This window comes from Microcoleus sp. AT8-B5 (assembly GCF_036705565.1).
In the GTDB taxonomy this organism is placed as follows: Bacteria; Cyanobacteriota; Cyanobacteriia; order Cyanobacteriales; family Microcoleaceae; genus Microcoleus.
The window spans coordinates 82,535-106,565 of the sequence record NZ_JAUBUY010000006.1 but is presented as its reverse complement, the minus strand read 5'-3'; the positions used below and the strand labels follow the sequence as shown (position 1 = coordinate 106,565).

Here is a 24,031-nt window from a genome sequence, read left to right as displayed (position 1 = left end):
ACTTTATAGGCGTAGCAGCTTACTTAAAAGTTGGGATTAGAAATTGGTAAGTATTGGGATTTCTACGGTTTCAGCAATTTTATGAGCTAGCTTTTTAAAGTCTCCGTAAACACTTTGCACGGCCTGGATGTGAGAACCAATTGCCCCATCCGCAGGTTTGAGGTGGAACATAGGTTTATGGGCTTCCTGGGCAAGCGGCATCAGACTCTGATAGTGTTTTAGCAAAGCTAAACAGTGAGGATCTTCGGCGATGGAAAGTGTGCTATTTTCCGATTCATTGAGCACAGCTTCCCGATAAATATTAGGAATCCGTGCAATCCATCGCTGATAAGCTTTCACTGGGCGGTCTAGCCGTACCGAGTGTTGCAGGACAATATAACCAACAGGTTGCATTTGACCTTGAGGAAGCTTTAAATCAGGGGCAGGATTTTTCTCTAATCTTTCTAGCCATTCTTGCCGCCAGCGTCTGAGAGTTGGGCCGAGATTTTTCAATCCTTGCAGTGAGAATAAATCCGGTGATAGAGGAACTACTACATAGTTAGCTGCAATCAAAGCGGCCCGGTTAATCGCTCCTAAATTCGGGCCGATGTCTGTCAAAACTACATCAGCTTGATGAACTGTTGCTGCTTCTTGCAAGAGTCGCCAAAAAGCAGAAATGACCCGAAAAGAACGCTCCTTGCGATCGGTGCAGCCGGGCCATTCTGCTGAGAGGTCATCTTCAAATCCAGAGAGCAATAAATCTCCTACCAAGAGTCCCAATCTTTCTTCAATGTGCTCTACTTCTGGAGTAGCAATATCACCAATTCCTCTAACTAAAGGCTGTACGCAGCGAAAAACTGTGTTAGGTCGGTTATTGCCTTCCCACAATTCTTCTAAACGTTCTTCCTCTAGAAAAGCAGCAGTCAGATTGGCTTGGGGGTCTAAATCTGCTGCTAGCACCCGCATTCCTAAATTGCGATACATCCAGGCTAAATGATATACTAGCGAAGTTTTACCGACGCCACTTTTATTATTGAAAAAAGCAATAATGGGTACTGTCACGGATGCCTCCTAATAATTACTAAAACATGAGCATCTTCGACAACAAACTCCGGTGGTGGACTGCCATTTTTTTGCAGTGAATTGCGATCTATGGCGATACCCATTCCAAACCTTTGTACATAACCAAGATTTTTTAAGGCTTCTGCTAAGTTTGGATTGCGGTAGTCAGTGATTCCAGGCCTACCAAAATTTTGTCTGTTAACTTGTCCAAAGGGCCCTCCGGGGTTTTGAATTTCAATGCGATCGCTAAACCAGGTAATTCTTACTGGTGCATACGTCCCTTCATAGGTGCGGTGCAAGAGCGCATTTCTAGCAAGCTGTTGCAGTGCTACTAACGGGTAATCTGGCTGCTGGATTTCCACTGACTGAGCGGTAATATCAGAAGCTATTGAGATATGAGATTGCAGTATTTCATCTAACACTCTCAGCATCATAGAAAGTGGCCCGGCAATTTCTTTCTGGTCTTTAATTGGGTCGGTTAGCTCAGTTCCCTCAATTCGCAAAAATTGAATGTAAGCACCCGGTATCAATTGCCTTGGGTCTTTTCCTACTACCAATATACCTAAATTTGTTGGCTGAATTGACGGTAAACTGGTAATAAATCTTACTGATGCTAATTGGTGTTCGACGGTTCTTTGATTTTCTTCTAATATGTCACTAGGCAATGCTGAAGGTAGATATTCCTGTTGAAATAAAGTTAAATTTAAGTCATCTAGTGTCCCGGAAGGCAAAGATTGAATATCAAAAGGTAAATCTCTGGAACGCCGTTTTTCTGAGAGACGGCGCTCTTCTTCGGCTGTGGCAGTAGCGCGGCGGGGGCCCACCCGTACCCAGATTCGCCCCTCATAGCGGACAGGGGGTGCATCTGATGGTTCTACAATGACTGCTGCTAACTCGCATCCCGCAAGCGTTCGCTTTTGCACGGTTATCGCGGGAAAAGGCAGTATATTTCCATCTGAACGCATATCCGAGAGGGTTAGTAACAGTTGATCGGTGATGCTCAAATTGGCACAGCTTCCATCATCATTAACACCTATAAATAGTACCCCTGGCTGTTGGTGGTTTGGCAAGTCGTTGGCAAAAGCGCATATAGCCTGACGGAGTTTACCCCTATCGGATGTTGAGGCCTTGCGCTCTACTCGATCGGATTCAATGTCTTTGAGGAGATTTTCTAACTGACTGTCATCCATGCTTTAACTTATTTGTCGTAAATTATTCTTACTGCTTGCTAACAGCCGACTGCGGCTATAGCAATCCTAAATCATTTGTGAATTTCTTACTCCCTCCCCTTGATAAGGGGAGGGTTGGGGTGGGGTAAAAAATTTACGACTCCTGCAAGGATTGCTATAGTTTGGGAATTGTTAAGAGTTTAAATAGAAAAGTTTATTTTCAATTACTACTTACCAATTTCCCGCATCAGCCGCTAAATTAAATTTCTAAGTCCCTTCACTCAGCCTCCGCAAATTCAAAATATCGCTCATCTTTTTAATTTGCATACAAGTCCGCTCGAACTGTTGTTTATCCTGGATATCCATGCACAAATCAATTAAGGCCGGCAATCCGGGATATGTTTTGACTTGAGCGCTGCGGACGTTTACTTGGTTGTCCTTCAAATGCGATAAAACATCATTGAGAACTCCCACTCGATCGAGGGCTTCAATTTGAATGTTAACCGGATAAGTGTTGGGTCGAGATTCATTGCGGTTGCTGGAATTCCAACTCACAGGAACCAAGCGATCCCCAGGTACGCTCTCAACATTTGAACATCGTTGTCGGTGAATCGAAATTCCGCGAGTGCGAGTCACAACTCCAATAATTGATTCCCCAGGAATCGGACAGCAACAGCCGGCTAAATGGTAGAGCAATCCCTCTACACCTGCGATGGGCGATTTGCTCGGAGACGAACTCGGTAATGGTTTCGGTGTCGTCGATGCAGGTATTAGCTGGGGCAATTCGTGGGTTGCTGCGGGAGCAGCTTCAATTTTTTGCTGCACTTTTACTAAATCTCGCAGTCGATTTACTACGAGATTTAGGGTGACTTCGCCGTAGCCTAAACCGGCGATTAAATCTTCGACGCTGTGGTAGTTGCAGCGCTGAGCCACCGATTGCATGGGTTCAGATTTTAGCAAAGATTCTAAGCCGTTTTTACCTAATTCTTTTTCCAGCAATTCTCGGCCGCGAGCGAGATTTTCATCTCGGTGCGATCGCTTCAACCACTGGCGAATTCGGTTTTTTGCTCCGTTTGTCTTGACAAAATTCAGCCAATCGGAACTCGGATGACCATTTTTTTGGGTCAAGATTTCTACAATATCGCCGTTCTTTAAAACCTTGTCTAGTGTCACCATTCGCCCGTTGACTCTGGCACCGGTGCAGTGATTGCCAATTTCTGTGTGAATGCGGTAAGCAAAATCTACGGGAGTTGATCCGCTATTGAGAGCAATTACGTCTCCGTTAGGAGTAAAAACGTAAATATCTTCGTCGAATAAGTTGTCCTTAATGCTTTGTAAATATTCGCGATCGTCTTTGAGGTCGCTTTGCCATTCAAGGAGTTGTCGCAGCCAAGTAAATTTTTCGTCATCGCCGGTGACTTTTGTGTTAGAACCGCCGGTTTCTTTGTATTTCCAGTGCGCGGCAATGCCGTATTCTGCAATGTGGTGCATGGCTACGGTGCGGATTTGCACTTCGATGGGGCGGCCGCTGGTTCCGATTACTCCGGTGTGCAAAGATTGGTAGCGGTTGGCTTTTGGTAAACCGATATAATCTTTAAAGCGGCCGGGAATCGGGCGGAAAGAATCGTGGACGATCGCCAAAGCCCGATAACAGTCATCATTGGTTTCTACTATGATCCGCACCGCTGCAATATCGTACACTTGGTTAAAGCCTTTTTGGCGGCGCTGCATCTTCCCATAAATTCCGTACAAATGTTTGGGACGACCGCTAACTTCATAGCATTTAATGCCTAAATTGTCAAGCCTTTCTCGCAAACTATCTGTGACTTCTGCGAGTTGAGTTTCTCGATCGGCCCGCTTCACCGCCACCAATTCCTGAATTTCGCGGTAAGCTTCAGGTTCCAGGTATTTAAAGGCTAAATCTTCCAATTCCCACTTAAAGCGGCCAATACCCAAACGGTTCGCTAGGGGAGCAAAAATATCTCGGGTTTCTAGGGCAATACTGCGCTGCTTTTCTTCGGACAAATGCTCCAAAGTTCTCATGTTGTGCAGCCTGTCTGCCAGTTTGACGACAATGACGCGAATATCTTTAGCCATTGCTAGGAACATTCGGCGGAAATTTTCCGCAAGGCGCTCTGTTTTGCTGGAAAAATTAAACTTAGAAAGCTTGGTGACACCTTCAACCAACTGTCGCACTTCGGCGCCGAACCGCTGTTCTATTTCTTCGAGAGTAATATCTGTATCTTCAACAATGTCGTGGAGGAAGCCGGCGGCAATCATGACGTTGTTGCCGCCCATATACCGGAGTATTCCAGCGACAGCTACCGGATGGCAAATGTAAGGTTCTCCTGATTTGCGGTATTGTCCTTCGTGCAAGTCGCGGGCAAATTCAAAGGCCCGACAAATTAAGCTGTCGTCCGTCGAACAATTCGGGTTAGGGCCCCCATCAGGCTCCGATCGAGCATTCAGGCATTCTTGCAGCCAATCGGGAACTACAGCAGGATCGATCGAAGGAGAGGGAGTCAGAGTGTTCGCGTTCATGGGGTACACCTTTAAAACTTAGAAATACAAATGGTTAAAAGCCGGTTTTCGGTTGAATTGCCGAAATTATGTGTTTAGCTATACTAAACTAATTGAATGCCACAATTTGCAATTCAAAAAAATAGTCGATTTTTCTCAAACTATACCTATCTAATTCCGAGTCGCCCCCCCTCGCAGGTAGGAAAAGATAGTGACACCACTGCTGCCGCAGCAGTCTGTCGATCGGGGAAAATCGGGTAAAATAAGCATATTTTGGCGGTAGCCGTTGAGGTTGCGGGCGATCGGCATTTACCGGCAACGCTAAACTAAAAGCAGCAGCCAGAAGGGTAGAGTCAGGGCAGCAAATCAAAAAAAGTTCTCACAAAACAGGGAATAGCTCCAAAAACGCACAGCTTCCCTCCCTATGAGCAAACTTAAGTAAGTATCTACTTTGATTATAAATACAAATTTGTTTACAAAATCATGATATTGTCCGAAGACCGCCGCCAGTGCTACCAAGAATTACAGCAAGCGCTAGAAGAACTACAAAGAACTGCTGCACAGGAGAATCTGGATCGGGCCGCGCTGGCGATCGAATACACAAAAGTGCAACAATTTTTCGGAAACCAAATTATGAGAGCCGAAAGCGATGAGTTAGACGCCTCAGAAACACCCCCAGAGCAGTCCTATTTGACGGAAATTCACAAGCAACTGCGGTTATTGGGGACAGATGTCACCTTTTTGCAAGCGTCGCGCCAGCCAGCGACAGCAAAGGCGAGGCAAACTGGGGCGATCGCGCGGCTTAACACGCTAATTGGCTACTGTGGCGCGCTGCTGCAAAAAAATTCTGGTTCTTCAGGGCCCGCCTAGATACAGAATTAATAATTGAATTAACAGGGAATTAATAAGGCAAGGAGAAATAAAGCGGTGGAATGTCCAAAATGTAAACATCCCAATTTAGAAGGCGGTACCTTAGCCGGCCGTATGTCGGTGCAGTGGTGTCCCAACTGTTACGGTATCTGGATTCCAGGCAGAGAATACGAAGCTTGGCAAAAAGAGCAAAGCCAGTGGTACAACAAATCCGAGAAGCCTGATGCGACAGCGACTCTCGGCATAGAATTCACGCCGTCTCCCTACGACAGCAAAGCAGCGCTGTGTCCCGAAGACGGTCACTATCTGTCGCGGGCGAAAGTTCCTTTCAGCAGAGTGCCCTTTTACATAGAGCGCTGTATGTTGTGCGGGGGCATTTGGTGCGATAACGGCGAGTGGGACATTCTCGAAAGTCTGGGATTCCACACCGAGATTGACAAGATGTTTTCTCCGAATTGGCAAGCTAAGGCCCGCGTGCAAGAACTCGCCTCTCGGGAACGTCAAGTGCTGACTGAGAAGTTGGGGCCGGATATCGCCGGATATGTGTTGGAACTCGCGGAAGTTTTAGCAGACCATCCTCACGCAGATTGTGCCGCTACTTACATACTGCGGAGAGCTGAGTTGAAGCGAAGGGAAATTTAGTCAGTTGTCAGTTGTCAGTTGTCAGTTGTCAGTTGTCAGTTGTCAGTTATCAGTTGCTCGGTGAATGATGTACTAATAAAAGCTTTGTTTGTAGCTATTTTTATTTGTATTTACAAACAGCAGAGCCGTCTCTTGCCCATAACTAATAACTCTGAAACACTAAGAAGTAACAACTAACAGCCAGGATATTGACCATTAAATAACAAATAACAAATAACAACTGACCGCTGACTACTGACCGAAAGGATCCAGGATACAAGCCCCCGAATTTATCTCGCGCAAGTTAATGCTTTAATTCTTTAATCTAAAATCCAAAATCTAAAATCTAAAATCGATTGACTAAGGACTAATGACTAATGACTAATGACTCTTCTCTATTTTCCGTTGACAATCTGCGAGTAGCTTATCCCCAGCGGCGGGGCCAATCCGGTTGGGCCGTGGACGGGGTTTCCCTGACGCTGAAACCGGGGGAAAAGCTCGGATTAGTTGGGGAGTCTGGGTGCGGTAAGTCAACTTTGGGAAGGGCGGCGATGCGGTTGCTGCCGGATTCAACGCTGATTGAGGGGCGAGTTAGTTTTGCTGGAGAGTCGGTGTTTGATATGAATGCTTCGCGGCTGAGACAATTTCGGGGCGAAGCTGTAGCATTGATTTTTCAAGATCCGATGACTCGTCTCGATCCTTTGATGACTGTAGGAGAACATTGCATCGAGACTTTGCAAGCTCACCGACCGAATTTGGATCGCAAGCAAGCTAAGAAACGGGCAATCGAAACTCTGGAAGCTGTGAAAATTCCCGCGTCTCGCTGGTCGCAATTTCCCCACGAATTTAGCGGCGGAATGCGGCAAAGAGTAGCAATTGCTTTGGCTCTTTTGCTCGATCCCAAATTAATTGTGGCGGACGAACCGACTACAAGTTTGGACGTAACTGTAGCTGCTCAGATTTTGCAGGAATTAACCAGACTTTGTGAGGAACGGGGAACGGCTATTTTGTTGATTTCTCACGATTTGGCGATGGTGGCTGAGTATTGCGATCGCATTGCGGTGATGTACGGCGGTAAAGTTGTAGAAACAGGGCCGGTGCTAAACGTTTTTGAAAAACCGCAGCACGAATATACTCGATCGCTCCTCAAAGCAGCTTTGCACATTCAAGCCGATTCTGACAAAGGGTTAGCATTCGAGGAAATCAGGACTGAAGCCGTTACTGCAAACTTAACAAATTCGCCTCTTTTGACCGTAACCAATTTGCAGCAACACTACAGTTTAGAAAGCAATTTATTAGATCAGTTGTTTTCCAGGAATCGGCAGGTAATTAAAGCCGTAGACGGCGTTAGTTTAGAGCTACAACGGGGAGAAATCCTAGGGCTGGTGGGGGAGTCCGGCTGCGGCAAAAGTACCTTGTCACGCACGATTTTGCAGCTAATTACCGCGACTGGCGGCAAAGTGGAATTTCAAGGAATAGATATAACTGCCCTGAACCGCGATGCTGTGAGGAAGCACCGCCGCGAAATGCAAATGATTTTTCAAGATCCCCACGCTTGCCTGAATCCGATGATGACTGTCGGGCAAAGTATTGCTGATCCTTTGTTTATTCACAAATTAGCTAATGGCAGCGAAGCTAAAAAACAAGTAATCCAAATGTTAGAGCGGGTGGGTTTAAGTCCAGGGGAGGATTTCTTTCGCCGCTATCCGGGGGAATTGTCAGGAGGACAACAGCAGCGAGTTTCTATAGCCCGTGCTTTGATTACTCGGCCGCAACTGATAATTTGCGACGAACCTGTGAGTATGCTGGATGCCAGCGTGCAGACTCAAGTTTTAGAGCTGATGTTGGAGTTGAAGCAGGAATTTAATTTGACTTATCTGTTTATTACGCACGATTTGTGGGTGGCGAGATTTTTTTGCGATCGTATTGCGGTAATGAATGCTGGAAAAATTGTTGAAATCGGTAAGACTAGGGATATTTTTACTAATCCGCAGCACCCTTACACTCAGCAGTTGTTGCAGGCTGCTCCTTTACTAGCCCGAACTAATTGATTTGGGATTTGGGATTTGGGATTTGGGATTTCGGAAATTTCGGGTTAAATTGGTTAAAGTTAAGGGATACTTTTCAAATCCTTCCACCGACACCAAGCACGATATGGCAGAATCTGACCTAGGCAGTTTTGCGGTGGCACCCGAAGCCTCATTCGCGATCGCAGAAGATGAAGACACCGAGATCGATCGTCCGACGGTAACTCGATCGTCAGCATACAACAACTGGTCTGCCGACGATCCAGTGGGAGCTTTGTTCAAGGAAATGGCTCGGTATCCTCTACTGACAGCAGCCGAAGAAGTAGAGTTGGCGCGCCGCGTTCAAGAATTGGTAGCCCTGGATGAACTAGAACAGCGTTTGCAGCAGGAATTGGACAGAGTGCCGACAAAAGCTGAAATCGCAGCGGCTTTGGGGATAAGCGAAACTCAAATGCAACAGCTTCGCCACCAGTGTCAGTCGGCGAAACGGAAAATGATCAGCTCGAATTTGCGCTTGGTGGTTTCGATTGCCAAACGCTATCTTAATCGGGGCGTGCCTTTTCTCGATTTAATTCAGGAAGGAGCTTTGGGTTTAAATCGAGCAGCCGAAAAGTTCGATCCAGAGAAGGGTTACAAGTTTTCTACCTATGCCTATTGGTGGATTCGCCAAGGAATTACCCGGACAATTGCCAATCAAGGGCGGACGATTCGCTTGCCTGTTCACATTGTCGAACAGTTAAATAAACTCAAAAAAGTTTATCGAGATTTGAAGCGTTCTCTTCAACGAAATCCAAGTGAAACTGAACTTGCTAGAGAAATGCAAGTTAGTTGCGAACAGCTTCGCTACCTCCAGCAAGTACGTCGGCAATCTTTGTCTCTCAACCACCGCATCGGCTCAGAAGAAAGTTCGGAACTTTTGGATGTTCTCGAAGATAACGCGACGCAATCTCCCGAAGCTCAGATGAATGAGATGATGATGCGCCAAGATATTTTGGAGGTGTTGGACAGTATTTTGACTGAGCGGGAAAAAGAGATTGTTGCTATGCGTTACGGTTTGCTGACCGGCGAACCTTACACTTTAGAAGAGGTCAGCAGTTTGTTCAATTTGTCCCGCGAACGAGTCCGTCAAATTCAAAATAAGGCAATGCGAAAGCTGCGCCGCCCTCAAGTGACGGAACGATTGAAGGGCTGGTTGAAATAAACTAAAAAACCTTGAGTTGGCATTTTGAAAAATCTTAAAATTATTGTGGGGTGGCACTCCGAGGCCACCGTAAATATGCTGGTTTAATGTGGAAAAGCTTAATTAAAAATTACCAATTAAAAATTTCTGGATGTGGTATTTTTAATTGTTGATTGTCGCGTACTACTTACTTATTTATGTCTTCTGAGGTAATTTTGCGCCCCGCTACCCGCGCCGACGTGCCGGTGCTGTTTGATTTGATTAAAGCTTTAGCTGAGTACGAAAAATTATCTCATGCCGTTACTGGCAATGCCGTTGATTTGGAGCGTCATTTGTTTGGCGATAGACCTTTTGCTGAAGCGGTTTTAGCCGAGTGCGAAGGTCAAGTTGTGGGCTGGGCGCTGTTTTTTTACAATTATTCTACTTTTTTAACTCAGCCGGGAATTTATTTGGAAGATTTGTTTGTGGTGCCTGAGTTTCGAGGGCGGGGGATTGGCAAGTCTTTGATAGTTTATTTAGCGCAGTTGACGGTGGAAAGGGGCTGCGGGCGTTTGGAATGGAGCGTTTTGGATTGGAATGAATTGGCGATCGGATTTTACAAGGGTATCGGTGCTGATGTGATGCCCGACTGGCGGATTTGCCGGGTTGCGGGCGAGTCTTTGGCAAATTTGGCATCGAAGTAATTCAGGCGTGTGGAACAGGCATCTTGCCTGTGTGTGAAACAGGCATCTTGCCTGTGTGTGGCACAGGCATCTTGCCTGTGTGTGGCACAGGCATCTTGCCTGTGTGTGGCACAGGCATCTTGCCTGTGTGTGGCACAGTATGTGGAACAGGCATCTTGCCTGTGTGTGGAACAGGCATCTTGCCTGTATGTGGAACAGTATGTGGAACAGGCATCTTGCCTGTATGTGGAACAGGCATCTTGCCTGTTAACCTAAAATGCCGCACTGGGGTTAATTAATACCGACCTAATTAATTGACAAAAATATAGGAAAATTTAGATAAGAGTTAAGTTAATTGGGAGAGTAAATCGTGATTATTTGGGTAAACGAGCAAATCGATCCGTCGGGCATTCTTTATTCTTGTATTGCTTGTTGCGATGAGACTCAAGCGAAGGATTGCCACGAATCTTTTGAGAAGAATTTGACGGCCGAGCAAAAACAGCAGGGCTGGGTTGCTACCTTGCGGACTGTTAGTTCTTGGGATGAGGTGCCTGTTAATGCTTTGAAATTGAATTAATGAGTGCAAGTCATCAGCAGCTTTAGTCTCGCCCTGTTTCCGTTCGCTTGAAACGGCAGGAAAACGTGGGCAATCTGTTCGTCCAAGGCAAGATAGCTCGATCGCACATTGGTCAAAATAACAGAAGTTTTGTGAATCTGAAGGCAAAAACCTGCCATCATTTGGCGCGGAGAATCTGAGGATTGTGCCCTGGAAGCTGCGGGAATTTGGGCGGAAATTTTCGGGCTGGCACTGCTGCGAACACGCTAGGACGAAAAAGCGTGCCAGTGCGATCCTTTTCGAGGGCTCCGCTAACGACAATTTGCATTTTTTAAACTGATTTTAGCATTACTATTAATAGATAGAGGCATTTCCAATTGTCTAGTTAAATTTTTATGATTGAAACCTTATTTCACGCTTATACGCCTCTAGTTATCTGGACGGGCTTGGGACTGCTGCTGTTTCGGTACATCCCAGTTAATTTTCCCAAGCTGCTGAGCTACTTTCTTTTCTGGATTGGGATACCGCTGCAAATTCTAGTTTTAGCCCGTCACAGCGAATTTTCGGGTGCTGTGGGATTCACGCCGGCGATCGCCATATTCGTGTTATTTCTGAGTACGAGTTTTGCTTGGCTGACTTGGGTATTATTGCGTAGGCTGAGTGCGGCCCACATCCAAAAGCCCTATTTTCAGGGCAAAAATTCTCTAGTAAATTTATTTTTAGTAAATTTTAATTCCCTGAAGCGATCGAGCGAAGGAAGTTTTATCCTAGCTGCGATGTTAGGGAATACGGGCTTTGTTGGATTAGCAATCACCCCGTCTATCATCAGCACCGATAACAACAACTGGGCTGTCTTGTACAGCGTCACTAACAACGTTATTGGCACTTATTGTTTCGGTGTATTTATTGCTAGCTATTTTGGGAACTCCGAGCAAAAAAATCACTGGTGGACTCAGATCCGGGACGTGCTGACAGTTCCCGCCCTGTGGGCATTTTTAATTGGTTTTTATACTAGAAACATCCCCCTGCCCGAAATAGTGGAATCGGGATTGCAGACTGCTGTTTGGGTGGTAATTGCCAGTGCTTTGCTGCTGGTTGGCATCCGGCTGAGGTCTATTAAGAAATGGGAAAGTTTTGAACTGGCCTTAATCCCGTCGCTGTTAAAAGTGGTAATTGTGCCGGTGCTAATCGGATTGGGTGCTAGTTATTTCGGATTGAGCGGCGATCCGAGGTTCGTGTTGGTGTTGATGTCGGGAACGCCCACAGCTCTTTCCGTGTTGATTTTAGCAGAAGTCTACGAGCTCGATCGCGATTTGTTAGCTAGCAGCATCGCCATCACTTCTGTCGGGTTGCTGTTGATGCTTCCGCTGTGGTTAGCTGGGTTTAGTTAATATTAGCTGGAGTCTACAATCGGCTGGAGCTAAAATTTCGCAGTACAATCAAACATAACTGCACGGAAAAGGCTATGAATGAGACAATAACTGCTACAGGTCTGCCTCCTGCATTCCCCGACCACACGCAATTGCCAGACGAAGACGGTACATTTGTGAAAAATTTTCACGAGCATCCCCAGAGCATCATTCTGGCAGATTGGATGTTTTGGGATTTGCTAGCCGTAATGGAAAGCAAGAGCGCGATTGTACTCCGTTGGCTGTAGTTAGCGACTGTGAGCAATGGAAATAGATCCCCATGCTGAGGATTGATATCAAATTCCCCAAACTCTCTCTGTAGCGCGAGCATCCCGCACCAGATATTTTACAATCACAAAAAACAAAGCTGATGGAAACTAAACCACCTCTACCGCCCTTTACGTTGGAAACGGCTAAAGCCAAAGTTCAAGCTGCTGAAGATGCCTGGAATACCCGCGATCCCGAACGAGTAGCCTTAGCTTATACGGAAGATTCTCAGTGGCGAAACCGTGCCGAATTCTTCAGCGGACGGGAACAAATCAAGGCTTTTTTAAGACGAAAATGGGCAAAGGAATTAGATTACCGTTTAAAGAAAGAACTGTGGAGTTTTACAGACAATCGGATTTCTGTTCGATTTGAGTATGAGTGGCACGATGATTCTGGCTACTGGTATCGGGCCTATGGTAATGAACAGTGGGAATTTGCCGAAAATGGGTTAATGCGAAGACGTGAAGCTAGCATTAATGATGTTCCGATTCAAGAGTCTGAACGGAAGTTTCGATAAGATTTATCTGTGAGTTGTTAGACGCATAAACCGGGTTTATTAGGAAAATATGCAGGTTGGTAAGCTGTCGCGCATTTAAATTATATATTCAGGGCGGGCGGGACACCCCACAAGACTGTAATTTTTTTTGACAGACAATTTATATCATGTCCAATCGATTGACCGCGATTAAAAGCCGGGGCGGGTTTACAGATTTTCCCGTTTCTATTTAATATATTGGCGAACCCGCCCCTACAGGAATCATGGTTAATTGACCGGACATGATATTAAATGTCGCAACAGCTTAGTAAGGACTTTAGTCATGATTGACTAAACGCCAGAAAGACAAATAAAGTCCTCACTACGAACGAAAGGTTTGCAGTAAGGACTTTAGTCATGATTGAATAAACGCCAGAGAGAGGAGTAAAGCCCTCACTACGAACGAAAGACGCGCAATTGCTCAACTTTCCTCAATCGGTAAGCAAACTTGGAGAAGTAAGCACAAAGACATCCCTGGTTCCCACTCCTTCAGATTCCGGTTTAATCGGTGTAGTAAAGTGGAAAAACTCGTGGTCGTTAACTAACAGCAATTCTCCCGGATGCAGAATTTTATTAAAAACAGGCTTCTCTTTTTTAGCCAAGTACAAATGCGTTTCCCCGCCTACAATATTAGTTCTGTCAACCGAGAAAATCCCGATAAAGTCAGTACCGTCTTGGTGAATGCCTTCCGGTGCGGGGTTGCCGAAATTGTTTGGCGAACAAGTCGTCCTGATTTGATGGATGCCGATTTCAGCTTCGGGGTGAATTTTGCAGGAATCGAAAAAAGCAAAAATCATCTGTTTGAAATTATCGAGGGCGATTAGTCGATCGTCCAATTCGGCAAATTCCCGCCTGATATCACCCACTAGCGGATTGTATGTTTTGCTTTGATACAAATAGCCGTGAGGTAACTTAACTAACTCATTTCCGTTGACCGCAAACCGCGATAATCTTCTCGAACGATACTTACCTTTCACATACGGATCGACAGGCATATCGTCAAAAAATTCCTTGAAACCTTCTAGCTTAATCGAGTTTACTTTTTTGAAAGTAAACATGAAGGCATAATCCAAATGAATGGATTCTAATACGGTTTTCATAGATTTTACTCCCTGAAGCCTTGCTCCCCTCCCTAATTTTGCCTGTAGGAGGTGTATGCTTCTACTCTAGCGCAGGTTTTTTGTATGTGTCGTAAAAGGCACTACAAAAATTGCAAAGATATCGTAAAGCTTGCAAGATGAATCCGGGGGCTGGTTCTTCTTTTAATCCAAAATCCCCAATCTAAAATCCAAAATCCAAAATCTAAAATCGATTGACTGCTTTCACCAGCGACTGACAGGCGCGCAGGAAAACGGCAACATCGACCCCAAGTGCAACGTACTGAACGCCAGCATCAATCCACTGCTGGGCGATTTCGGGGTTTTCGGCAAAAGTACCGGCGGCTTTGCCTGCTTTGCGGATGGTTTGCACTGCCTCCTGCATCATGTCGATGACTCGGGGATCGCGGACTTGGCCGGGAATGCCGATCGACTGTGACAAATCGTAAGGCCCTAGAAAAATCACGTCAACCTCTGGCACAGTAACAATTTCTGCCAGGTTGTCGATGCCACCTTTGCCTTCGACATGAATCACAACTAAGGATTCTTCGTTGAGTTTGTCGGTGATATTTGTACCTGCGGCGGTGTACAGTCCGGCCCGCGTAGCGAAGGAAAGGCCTCGCGTGCCCAGAGGACTGTATTTAGCACTTTTGACAGCGGTTTCGGCATCGATTTTGCCTTCAATTTGAGGTACTTGAACCCCTGCACTGCCGATGTCGAGAGCTCGTTGAATTTGCGGCCCGTCGTTTTTGCTGACGCGAACGATCGGTGCAATTCCACTACAGTCGGCGGCGCGACACAAATCTTCAGCAGCAAGCGGGTGCAGGGGGCCGTGTTCCATGTCGATAACGGCAAAGTCGAATCCAGCGTGACCGCAGATTTCTATGAATGCGGGATAAGGGCAGTTCATAAATAAACCGAGGACTGTTTCGCCTTGTTTAATTTTTTGTTTCAGTTGGTTTTGACGCATGGGTAATCCCGGAAAGTTAATTTTTTTTAGCCGCAGATGAAGCCAGATTGTTTTTAACAATACAGCTAAAATATTGTCGCGGTCGATTACTTTATGTTAACAAAATAGACAAAAATTTTATAGCTGCTTTTGCTTCTATCTTAAAGGGAATCAAGCACAAAAGCCAGCCAAAAAGAAACATTCCTAAAATTGGTAAAAATATGGCTCCCACGGATGGTTCGACTAACCAAGCAAATAAAGAAAACATTCCAATACTGCCCGTTGTCCACAGCCAAAGAATCAGAAATCCTAGAACTATTTTATGTAAAGTCATCCTAATTTTTATATAACAACCAAACTTTTGAGTATGTATATCTCCTTCTATAATTGGGATCAATGACTTGCGACCGATGATGATGCGATTGATTTTGAATTTTTTGCCAGAGATTGTTCCTTCATAGGGTTTTGCAGGTGGCGGGCCAAAGGGTAGTGTTACTCTAAAAAGTTTGGGAGGAGTGACAACTTCCTCCAACCGGGACACAACTTCCGAAAAAGTTAAACTGGTAGTAATTGTTAAACTCTCAAACGGAATAAATAACCTAAAAAATTTGACTATTTTGAGCATAATGTTCATCCGGCTGTTCAATAGTTGTTGCTGGTATTAATGCCTCTTATCTAAAAAAGTTTTCCCTGACAACAGCGCGAAATACCAGTATACTGCAAAATAAACATTTAGATGGGATGAGTGTTTTTCGCGCTATGTCAAAATTAATTCCACAATCTCCGATGAAACTTCGACAGTATCTATTTGTGCTCAAAGGTCGATCGATCCTTAGCCTCACCCTCGGCATAATTTCCGCGATAGGGAGCATTTCGCCAGTATTTGCCGAACCTGGGCGTAATCCAGACAATGCAGAAACTTGCGACATTCTAGTAGCAGGCGGCGGGCTCGCAGGCGCTGCTACCGCTTACGAAGGTTTGCTGGCGGGGCGCACAGTTTGCCTCACTGAAATTACTGACTGGGTAGGCGGTCAAATTTCCTCCCAGGGAACTTCCGCACTCGATGAAAGAGATACTCAGCGATCGCTCTTATTTTACCCCCGTGGCTACCTAGAATTGCGGCGGCGGATCGAGCAACATTACGGCCGGCTAAATCCCGGAGGCTGTTGGGTTAGCTATTCCTGTTTCATGCCCTACGACGGTCACAAAATTCTATTTAACATCTTGCAGGATGCCGCTAGAAAAGGCAAAGGCACGCTGAAATGGTTTCCCAATACAGTTATTAAAGAACTAGCAATTACTCCTGCTGTGGCGGGGAATACGGTTGGGGGTCAACAAATTAAAAGTGCGATCGCCATTCAACACAAACCAGCCGCCAACACCGGGCCAATCAACACCGAAACTCTTTCTCAGACTATCGAAGATGCCTATCGCTACGATAATTCTCCGCGATTTAACAAAACTATTATTCGGTTTATTCCCAAACCACCTAACCAGTCAAATTCAAAACCTAGACCTGCTGATTGGTACGTGGTAGATGCCACCGAAACAGGGGAATTGATCGGACTTGCCGATGTTCCCTACCGCCTCGGAATTGACCCGCGTTCCCCTCTTGAACCTTCTTCTGCCAGCCCCACCGGCGACGCTTACTGCACTCAAGGTTTTACCTACACCTTTGCGATGGAGGCAACGAAGGAACCGCAGCAGCATCAGGTGCCGTCTTTTTATCAACAATACGCTCCTTACTACAGCTACGAATTGCAGAGATTGGCTAGCTTTCCCTTAGTTTTCACCTACCGCCAAATCAGGAGTATGAGACCGGATGAAAAGCGACCTTCTGACCCGAAGCAATTCCCCATTTATCCGGGGGATATTTCGATGCAAAACTGGACTTGGGGCAATGACTATCGTCCCGGCAATTCTCAAGATAATTTAATTTACACTCGCGCGCAGTTGGAAGCGGCCGGTCAACTGCAACCGGGGGGATGGATGGGCGGTTTGCGAACGGAAACTTTGCGAAGAGGAGAGGAAAATGCCAAAGGATTTTTCTACTGGTTGGTAACAGGAACTACTGACTCGCAGCTAGGAGATGGAGTGAAAAAGCCTCATCCAAACAATCGTTTTTTGAGCGGGTTGGATTCGCCGATGGGGACGGTGCACGGACTTTCTAAATATCCTTATATGCGGGAGGGCCGGCGCATTATTGGGCGGCCGAGTTTCAATCAGGCTCAAGGTTTTACGGTGTGGGAAGTTGATATGTCTCGCACTGACTTTAGGGCTGATTTTTACCGCCAGAATTTGTCGGAGGAAGAGTATCGGAAGTTGTGGTTGGCTGTGGGTGGTTTGAATGCGCCGGCTTTGGCTGTGGGAAGTCAATCTGTTGAGGATACAAAATCGCGATCGCGCGCTACGATTTATCCTGATTCTGTGGGTATTGGTCATTATGCGATCGACTTTCACCCCTGCATGACCAACAGTCCGCCGGAAGCACCGGGAAATACCGAACGCGAAGGCACTCGCAAAGGTCAAGGGCAAGCTTATCCCTTCCAAATTCCGCTGCGGGCAATGATTCCTCAGAAAATTGACAATATGTTAGTGGCAGGTAAAAGTATTGCTGTTAGCCACACAGCGGCCGCTGCTTATCGAGTGCATTCTTTTGAATGGTCTGCCGGTGTGGCGGCGGGAGTTACGGCTGCTTTTTCCCTAGAAAAGGGGATTCTCCCTTATGAATTAGTGGACGAATTGCCATCCCGCGAACCGAACTTGGAAGTTTTGCAGTTGCGGTTGCAACAAAATGCTAATCCCATCGCCTTTCCGGGTACTTCTATTTTCAATAGTTCGTGGCAAAATTGGAAATAATCGCAGTTGGTAATCTGTAGGGAGGGCATCCGGCCCGCCCCACAAGAAAATTCACTCTTTGTGGAACAGGGTGGAACAGGCTTTCGAGCCTGTTCCTGACACCCCACAATTAACTCGTTACCAAGAAGAGCCTGCTAACCAGTATAAAATAACCAATAACTCAATATCCGATCAACAGCAATTTGTCATCTATCTTTCGATATAAGCAGTCAGACACTGCTTTAGTCCGATAATATCAATAATCTCAAAAATTGTCCCCCCTTCCCCTTCAAACTCCCCAAAGGTAACGGTCATGTCAACTGCACAGATAACAAGCCCTAATTCCAATAATGCTTATGCCAAACAGTTACTCAGAACCTTAGTAGCTGTCAAAAAAGGGGACTTTTCAGTTCGGATGCCCATAGATCAGACTGGTCTAGCGGGAAAAATTGCTGACGAACTTAACGACATTATCGATCTCAATGAGAGAATGGCGGCCGAACTCGATCGCATCGGCACAGTTGTCGGTAAAGAAGGCAAAATCGCCCAGCGGGCCACCATCGGCAACGCCGAGGGGTCATGGGCAGCTAGCGTAAATTCTGTCAATACCCTAATTACAGATTTAGTGCAACCAACCTCTGAAACCGCCAGAGTAATTCGGGCCGTAGCAAAAGGAGATTTATCGCAAACCATCGCCCTAGAAATAGAAGACAGACCCCTCAAAGGAGAATTCCTCCAAACAGCGCAAATTGTTAACACAATGGTAGACCAGTTGAGCTCCTTTGCGTCGGAAGTAACGCGGGTGGCTAGGGAAGTAGGAACCGAAGGGAAATTAGGCGTACAAGCAGAAGTTAAAGGAGTTGCCGGAACCTGGAAAGATTTAACGGATTCAGTTAACTCAATGGCAGGAAATCTTACCGCCCAAGTACGTAACATTGCGGAAGTGACAACCGCTGTGGCAAATGGCGATTTGTCGAAGAAAATTACAGTAGATGTAAAAGGGGAAATTCTCGAACTGAAAAACACGATTAACATCATGGTGGATCAGTTGAGTTCCTTCGCATCTGAAGTAACCAGAGTTGCTAGGGAAGTAGGAACCGAAGGCAAATTAGGCGTGCAAGCTGAAGTGCGGGGAGTTGCCGGAACCTGGAAAGATTTAACGGATTCAGTTAACTCGATGGCGGGTAATCTTACCGCACAGGTGCGGAACATTGCCGACGTGACGACTGCTGTGGCAAATGGCGACTTATCCAAGAAAATTACCGTAGATGTTAAAGGTGAAATTCTGGAGTTAAAAAACACGATTAACATCATGGTGGATCAGTTAAATTCCTTCGCATCTGAAGTAACGCGGGTGGCGAGAGAAGTGGGTTCCGAAGGCAAACTCGGCGGTCAAGCAGAAGTTAAAGGAGTTGCGGGAACTTGGAAGGATTTAACTGATAGTGTTAACTTCATGGCAGGCAGTTTGACATCACAAGTCCGCAACATCGCTGAAGTGACAACCGCTGTGGCAAAGGGCGATTTATCCAAGAAAATTACCGTCGATGTGAAAGGGGAAATTCTTGAACTCAAAAACACCGTCAACACGATGGTTGACCAGTTAAATTCCTTCGCATCTGAAGTCACCAGGGTGGCTAGGGAAGTGGGGACGGAAGGGAAATTAGGCGTCCAAGCTGAAGTGCAGGAAGTAGCAGGAACTTGGAAAGATTTAACGGATTCTGTTAACTCAATGGCCGGGAATTTAACAGCCCAAGTTCGCAACATTGCTGAGGTGACGACGGCGGTTGCTAACGGTGACTTATCTAAAAAAATTACGGTACAGGTTAAAGGCGAAATTTTAGAACTGAAAAACACCATTAACGTGATGGTGGATCAGCTTAATTCCTTTGCATCTGAAGTAACCAGGGTTGCTAGAGAAGTGGGTTCCGAAGGTAAACTGGGCGGTCAAGCGGATGTCCGAGGCGTAGCAGGAACTTGGAAGGATTTAACGGATTCAGTTAATTTTATGGCGGGTAGTTTGACAGAGCAAGTACGGAATATTGCGGCTGTTACTACTGCTGTGGCAAATGGCGACTTATCTAAGAAAATTACTGTCGATGTGAAAGGTGAAATTCTGGAGTTAAAAAACACCGTCAACACGATGGTGGATCAATTGAATTCCTTTGCTTCGGAAGTAACCAGGGTGGCTAGGGAAGTGGGAACCGAAGGGAAATTAGGCGTGCAAGCTGAAGTTAAAGGAGTTGCCGGAACCTGGAAAGATTTAACGGATTCAGTTAACTCGATGGCGGGAAATCTTACCGCCCAAGTGCGGAACATTGCGGAAGTGACAACGGCTGTAGCAAATGGCGATTTGTCGAAGAAAATTACAGTAGATGTTAAAGGTGAAATTCTCGAACTGAAAAACACGATTAACATCATGGTGGATCAGTTGAGTTCCTTCGCATCTGAAGTAACCAGAGTTGCTAGGGAAGTAGGAACCGAAGGCAAATTAGGTGTGCAAGCTTACGTGCGGGGTGTAGGGGGAACTTGGAAAGATTTAACTGATAATGTTAACTTGATGGCGGGGAATTTGACGGCGCAGGTGCGGAATATTGCGGAAGTGACGAAAGCGGTGGCAAATGGCGATTTGTCTAAGAAAATTACCGTGGATGTCAAAGGCGAAATTCTTGAACTGAAAGACACTATTAACGTGATGGTGGATCAGCTTAATTCCTTCGCTTCTGAGGTGACGCGGGTGGCGCGGGAGGTGGGAACTGAGGGTAAATTGGGCGGCCAAGCTGAGGTGAAAGGAGTTGCGGGCACTTGGAAAGATTTAACCGACAATGTAAACTCGATGGCGGGGAATTTGACAGCGCAAGTGCGGGGTATTGCTAAGGTTGTGACGGCGGTGGCGAATGGTGATTTGAAGCGCAAATTAATGCTGGAAGCTAAGGGAGAAATTGCGACTCTGGCAGATACGATTAACGAGATGATTGATACGCTGGCGACGTTTGCAGATCAAGTTACTACGGTGGCGCGGGAGGTGGGAATTGAAGGAAAATTGGGTGGCCAAGCGAAGGTTCCGGGCGCGGCGGGGACGTGGCGAGATTTGACGGATAATGTGAATGAGTTGGCGGCGAATTTGACTACTCAACTGCGGGCGATCGCCGAAGTAGCAATTGCTGTTACCAGAGGCGATTTAACGAGGTCAATTTCCGTCGCCACTGAAGGAGAAGTTGCCATTGTTAAGGACAACATTAACCAGATGATCGCCAATCTCCGGGAGACGACGCAGAAGAATACTGAGCAAGATTGGCTGAAAACAAACCTTGCTAAGTTCACTCGAATGCTACAAGGTCAGCGGGATTTAGAAACTGTTTCTAAACTAATTCTCTCAGAATTGACGCCGCTGGTTTCGGCTCAGCATGGCGTCTTCTTTATGATGGAATCTGTCGAACACGATCCGTTTCTCAAACTGTTAAGTACCTACGCCTACCGGGAACGCAAACAGTTAGGAAATAGATTCCATTTAGGAGAAGGTTTGGTAGGACAGTGCGCCCTGGAAAAAGAACGGATACTGTTGACTGAAGTGCCGGAAAACTACGTTAAGATTGGATCGGGACTGGGAGAAGCGACGCCGTTGAATGTGGTGGTTTTACCCGTACTATTTGAGGGACAAGTGACGGCAGTAATTGAGTTAGCTTCGTTCCGCCGCTTCAGCGAAATACACTTGACATTTCTAGATCAACTTACAGAAAGTATCGCCATTGTTTTAAATACAATTGCGGCGAGTATGCGGACGGAAGAGTTGCTAAAACAGTCACAGTCTTTGGCAGAAGAGTTGCAAACTCAGCAAAAGGAACTAACGGAAACTAACAAGCGTCTCGAACAACAAGCGCAGTCGCTCCGTGCATCGGAGGAACTGTTGAAGAGTCAGCAGGAAGAGTTGCAACAAACGAATGAAGAACTAGAAGAACAAGCTGAATTGCTAGCGCTGCAAAATAAGGAAGTTGAGCGGAAAAATCGAGATATCGAACAGGCGAGGGGGTTGTTGGAAGAAAGAGCCGAACAGTTGGCTCTAACTTCTAAGTATAAGTCGGAGTTTCTGGCAAATATGTCTCACGAGTTGCGAACTCCGCTGAATTCGCTGTTGATTCTGGCTCGATTGCTTTCTGACAATACTGAGGGTAATTTGACTCAGAAGCAAGTTGAATACACGCGCACAATTTACTCGGCGGGAAATGATTTGCTGGGGCTGATTAATGACATCTTGGATCTCGCTAAGATTGAATCAGGCACGATGTCGGTGGAAATTGAGCAAGTGTTGTTTGCGGATTTGCGAGATCATTTGGATCGGACTTTCCGCCAAATCGCCCAGGATAAGAAGTTGAATTTTCAAATAGAGCTTGAGGGTGGGTTGCCAAAAGGTCTTTATACAGATGCTAAACGCCTGCAACAAGTTTTGAAGAATCTTCTCTCTAATGCGTTTAAGTTTACAGAACGGGGTGAGGTGAAATTGCGTGTCGAAGTAGCGCGGGAAGGGTGGAGTTTAGAGATAGAAAGTTTAAGGAGTTCCCCTACTGTTTTGGCTTTCTCAGTTAGCGATACGGGGATTGGGATTTCTGCTGAAAAACACAGGGTTATTTTTGAGGCTTTCCAACAAGCTGATGGTAGCACTAGCCGCAAATACGGGGGCACGGGTTTGGGTTTGTCAATTAGTAGAGAAATCGCTAATCTGTTAGGCGGAGAAATTAAATTGACAAGTCGCCCTGGTGAGGGTAGTAGGTTCACGCTTTATCTGCCGCAAACTTACCAAGAATCGCGAATAATGAACGATCGGGAATCGGGAACGGGCAAGCAAGTGGCTCAATTGCCTGCTGCTATTTCTTCTGCTGTTCCTTCGCCGAATTTCAACTTGCCGATCGCTCCTTATCCATCACCGGTTATCGCTGACGATCGGGAAAATGTCGAACTCGACGATCGCGTGCTGTTGATTGTCGAGGATGATGTAAACTTCGCTCGGATTCTGTTGGATATGGCGCAGGAACAGGGTTTTAAAGGTTTGGTGGCTTTGCGGAGCGATATCGGTTTGGCGATGGCGCGAGAGTTCAAGCCAACGGCGATTATGCTGGATCTAAATTTGCCTGTGATGGATGGCTGGACAGTGCTCGATCGCTTGAAGCACGATCCAAGTACGCGCCACATTCCGGTTCACATTGTATCAGTTGAAGAAGGGCGGCAGCGCAGTTTGCAGTTAGGGGCGATCGCGTATCTACAAAAGCCTGTCAGTCGCGAAGCTTTGAGCAAAGCTTTGACTGATATTAAGGGGTTTGTGGAGCGGCCCGTGAAGAATTTGCTAGTCGTGGAAGACGACGAAACACAGCGTCTCAGTATTGTGGATTTAATTGGCAATCACGATGTTTCTACAACGGCTGTGGGGAGCGGTGCAGAGGCGCTAGCAACTTTGAAATTAGGGCATTTTGACTGCATCGTACTCGATTTGGGACTGCCAGATATGACGGGTTTTGAACTGATTGAGCAGATCAAGCAAGAGGCAAGTTTGAAAAGTCTGCCGATTATTATTTATACGGGCAAAGAGTTGACGAGAACCGAAGAAACTCAACTGAAGCGGATGGCGGAAACAATCATTGTTAAAGATGTGCGATCGCCAGAACGTTTGTTAGATGAAACAGCTTTGTTTTTGCACCGAGTTCAAGCAAATTTGCCGGAACCAAAGCGCCAAATGCTAGAGCAATTGTATCAAACAGATTCGACGCTGGCGGGCAAAACAGTCTTGATTGTTGACGATGATATGCGGAATATTTTCGCCCTCACAAGTATGCTGGAGCGCCATAAAATGGAAGTTGTGTATGCTGAGAATGGCAGAGAGGGCATTGCTAAATTGCAAAGTACGCCTGAGATAAATATTGTGTTGATGGACGTGATGATGCCAGAGATGGACGGTTACGAAACCATGCAAGCAATTCGTAATATGCCTCAATTTGCGTCCTTGCCAATGATTGCTCTGACTGCGAAAGCTATGAAGGGCGATCGGGAAAAATGTATCGAAGCTGGTGCGTCTGACTACATTACCAAACCTGTGGATACGGAACAGTTGCTCTCGCTGCTGCGTGTCTGGCTTTATCGATAGTCATTAGTCATTAGTCATTAGTCATTAGTAAGCAGTGAACAGTTGTAGGGTGCGTCGCTACCAACCATCCCAAACAAAAATCGACCATCGATGAGCGACGCACCTTACAGTTGACCTGTGACATTAACCAATTCCCAAGTCCCAATGCCCAATTCCCAAT

18 protein-coding genes and 1 pseudogene are annotated in these 24,031 nt (G+C 46.1%); 12 read left to right on the top strand and 7 right to left on the bottom strand.

From position 1 onward, the window contains the following. Window positions 1–36 precede the first annotated feature (36 nt). The 4 genes from QUB39_RS06570 to QUB39_RS06555 form a co-directional block, all read right to left on the bottom strand. Window positions 37–1,041, bottom strand: coding sequence for an AAA family ATPase (locus tag QUB39_RS06570; protein WP_333208410.1), 1,005 nt, complete (start codon window positions 1,039–1,041; stop codon window positions 37–39). Then, entirely contained in the window at window positions 1,038–2,231 is a 1,194-nt protein-coding gene (locus QUB39_RS06565; RefSeq protein WP_333208409.1) for an ATP-binding protein, read from the bottom strand. Before QUB39_RS06565 ends, QUB39_RS06570 begins: the two co-directional genes overlap by 4 nt. Before the next feature lie 246 nt (window positions 2,232–2,477). Beyond that, window positions 2,478–4,751 (bottom strand): bifunctional (p)ppGpp synthetase/guanosine-3',5'-bis(diphosphate) 3'-pyrophosphohydrolase, encoded by a 2,274-nt coding sequence (locus tag QUB39_RS06560; protein WP_333052541.1) that lies wholly within the window; start codon window positions 4,749–4,751, stop codon window positions 2,478–2,480. A gap of 88 nt (window positions 4,752–4,839) precedes the next feature. Then, entirely contained in the window at window positions 4,840–5,100 is a 261-nt protein-coding gene (locus QUB39_RS06555; RefSeq protein WP_333052543.1) for a hypothetical protein, read from the bottom strand. Window positions 5,101–5,213: 113 nt separating this feature from the next. Here QUB39_RS06555 and patD point away from each other — a divergent pair, with 113 nt between their 5' ends. The 10 genes and pseudogenes from patD (at window position 5,214) to QUB39_RS06505 (ending at window position 12,839) form a co-directional block, all read left to right on the top strand. Next, window positions 5,214–5,600: a heterocyst frequency control protein PatD gene (gene patD, locus QUB39_RS06550; protein ID WP_333052545.1), complete on the top strand. Its 387-nt coding sequence runs from the start codon at window positions 5,214–5,216 to the stop codon at window positions 5,598–5,600. 57 nt (window positions 5,601–5,657) lie between these two features. Then, entirely contained in the window at window positions 5,658–6,242 is a 585-nt protein-coding gene (locus QUB39_RS06545) for a zf-TFIIB domain-containing protein (RefSeq protein WP_333052547.1), read from the top strand. Window positions 6,243–6,598: 356 nt separating this feature from the next. Continuing rightward, a complete protein-coding gene (locus QUB39_RS06540) occupies window positions 6,599–8,272 on the top strand; it encodes an ABC transporter ATP-binding protein (protein ID WP_333052550.1) in 1,674 nt (557 codons plus the stop codon). 103 nt (window positions 8,273–8,375) lie between these two features. Then, complete coding sequence (locus tag QUB39_RS06535) at window positions 8,376–9,449, top strand: RNA polymerase sigma factor, RpoD/SigA family (RefSeq protein WP_333052553.1); 1,074 nt, start codon at window positions 8,376–8,378, stop codon at window positions 9,447–9,449. A 176-nt stretch (window positions 9,450–9,625) separates the two neighbouring features. Beyond that, complete coding sequence (locus QUB39_RS06530) at window positions 9,626–10,111, top strand: GNAT family N-acetyltransferase (protein WP_333052556.1); 486 nt, start codon at window positions 9,626–9,628, stop codon at window positions 10,109–10,111. A 23-nt stretch (window positions 10,112–10,134) separates the two neighbouring features. Beyond that, window positions 10,135–10,389 carry a hypothetical protein gene (locus QUB39_RS06525; RefSeq protein ID WP_333464533.1) on the top strand — a complete coding sequence of 85 codons (255 nt, stop codon included), beginning with the start codon at window positions 10,135–10,137 and terminating at the stop codon, window positions 10,387–10,389. Window positions 10,390–10,460: 71 nt separating this feature from the next. Continuing rightward, window positions 10,461–10,667 carry a glycogen debranching protein gene (locus QUB39_RS06520; RefSeq protein WP_333038077.1) on the top strand — a complete coding sequence of 69 codons (207 nt, stop codon included), beginning with the start codon at window positions 10,461–10,463 and terminating at the stop codon, window positions 10,665–10,667. A gap of 374 nt (window positions 10,668–11,041) precedes the next feature. Next, window positions 11,042–12,037 (top strand): AEC family transporter, encoded by a 996-nt coding sequence (locus QUB39_RS06515; protein ID WP_333052562.1) that lies wholly within the window; start codon window positions 11,042–11,044, stop codon window positions 12,035–12,037. A 74-nt stretch (window positions 12,038–12,111) separates the two neighbouring features. Further along, a pseudogene (locus QUB39_RS06510) lies at window positions 12,112–12,237 on the top strand (Uma2 family endonuclease); the annotation flags it as partial. Window positions 12,238–12,425: 188 nt separating this feature from the next. Then, a complete protein-coding gene (locus tag QUB39_RS06505) occupies window positions 12,426–12,839 on the top strand; it encodes a nuclear transport factor 2 family protein (protein ID WP_332978470.1) in 414 nt (137 codons plus the stop codon). A gap of 449 nt (window positions 12,840–13,288) precedes the next feature. Here QUB39_RS06505 and QUB39_RS06500 read toward each other — a convergent pair whose 3' ends face one another. From QUB39_RS06500 to QUB39_RS06490, 3 genes are all read right to left on the bottom strand, one after another. Further along, window positions 13,289–13,957, bottom strand: coding sequence for a 2OG-Fe dioxygenase family protein (locus tag QUB39_RS06500; RefSeq protein WP_333139431.1), 669 nt, complete (start codon window positions 13,955–13,957; stop codon window positions 13,289–13,291). Between the two features lie 202 nt (window positions 13,958–14,159). Continuing rightward, window positions 14,160–14,924: an aldolase/citrate lyase family protein gene (locus QUB39_RS06495; RefSeq protein ID WP_333052567.1), complete on the bottom strand. Its 765-nt coding sequence runs from the start codon at window positions 14,922–14,924 to the stop codon at window positions 14,160–14,162. A gap of 91 nt (window positions 14,925–15,015) precedes the next feature. Beyond that, the gene (locus QUB39_RS06490; RefSeq protein ID WP_333485035.1) at window positions 15,016–15,528 is read right to left on the bottom strand and encodes a hypothetical protein; all 513 of its coding nucleotides are present in this window, start codon (window positions 15,526–15,528) and stop codon (window positions 15,016–15,018) included. Window positions 15,529–15,689: 161 nt separating this feature from the next. Between QUB39_RS06490 and QUB39_RS06485 the strand changes: the two genes are divergently transcribed. Both QUB39_RS06485 and QUB39_RS06480 read left to right on the top strand, forming a co-directional pair. After that, the gene (locus tag QUB39_RS06485) at window positions 15,690–17,762 is read left to right on the top strand and encodes an FAD-dependent oxidoreductase (RefSeq protein ID WP_333208408.1); all 2,073 of its coding nucleotides are present in this window, start codon (window positions 15,690–15,692) and stop codon (window positions 17,760–17,762) included. Between the two features lie 292 nt (window positions 17,763–18,054). Next, complete coding sequence (locus QUB39_RS06480; RefSeq protein ID WP_333208407.1) at window positions 18,055–23,871, top strand: HAMP domain-containing protein; 5,817 nt, start codon at window positions 18,055–18,057, stop codon at window positions 23,869–23,871. Window positions 23,872–24,031: the final 160 nt, after the last annotated feature.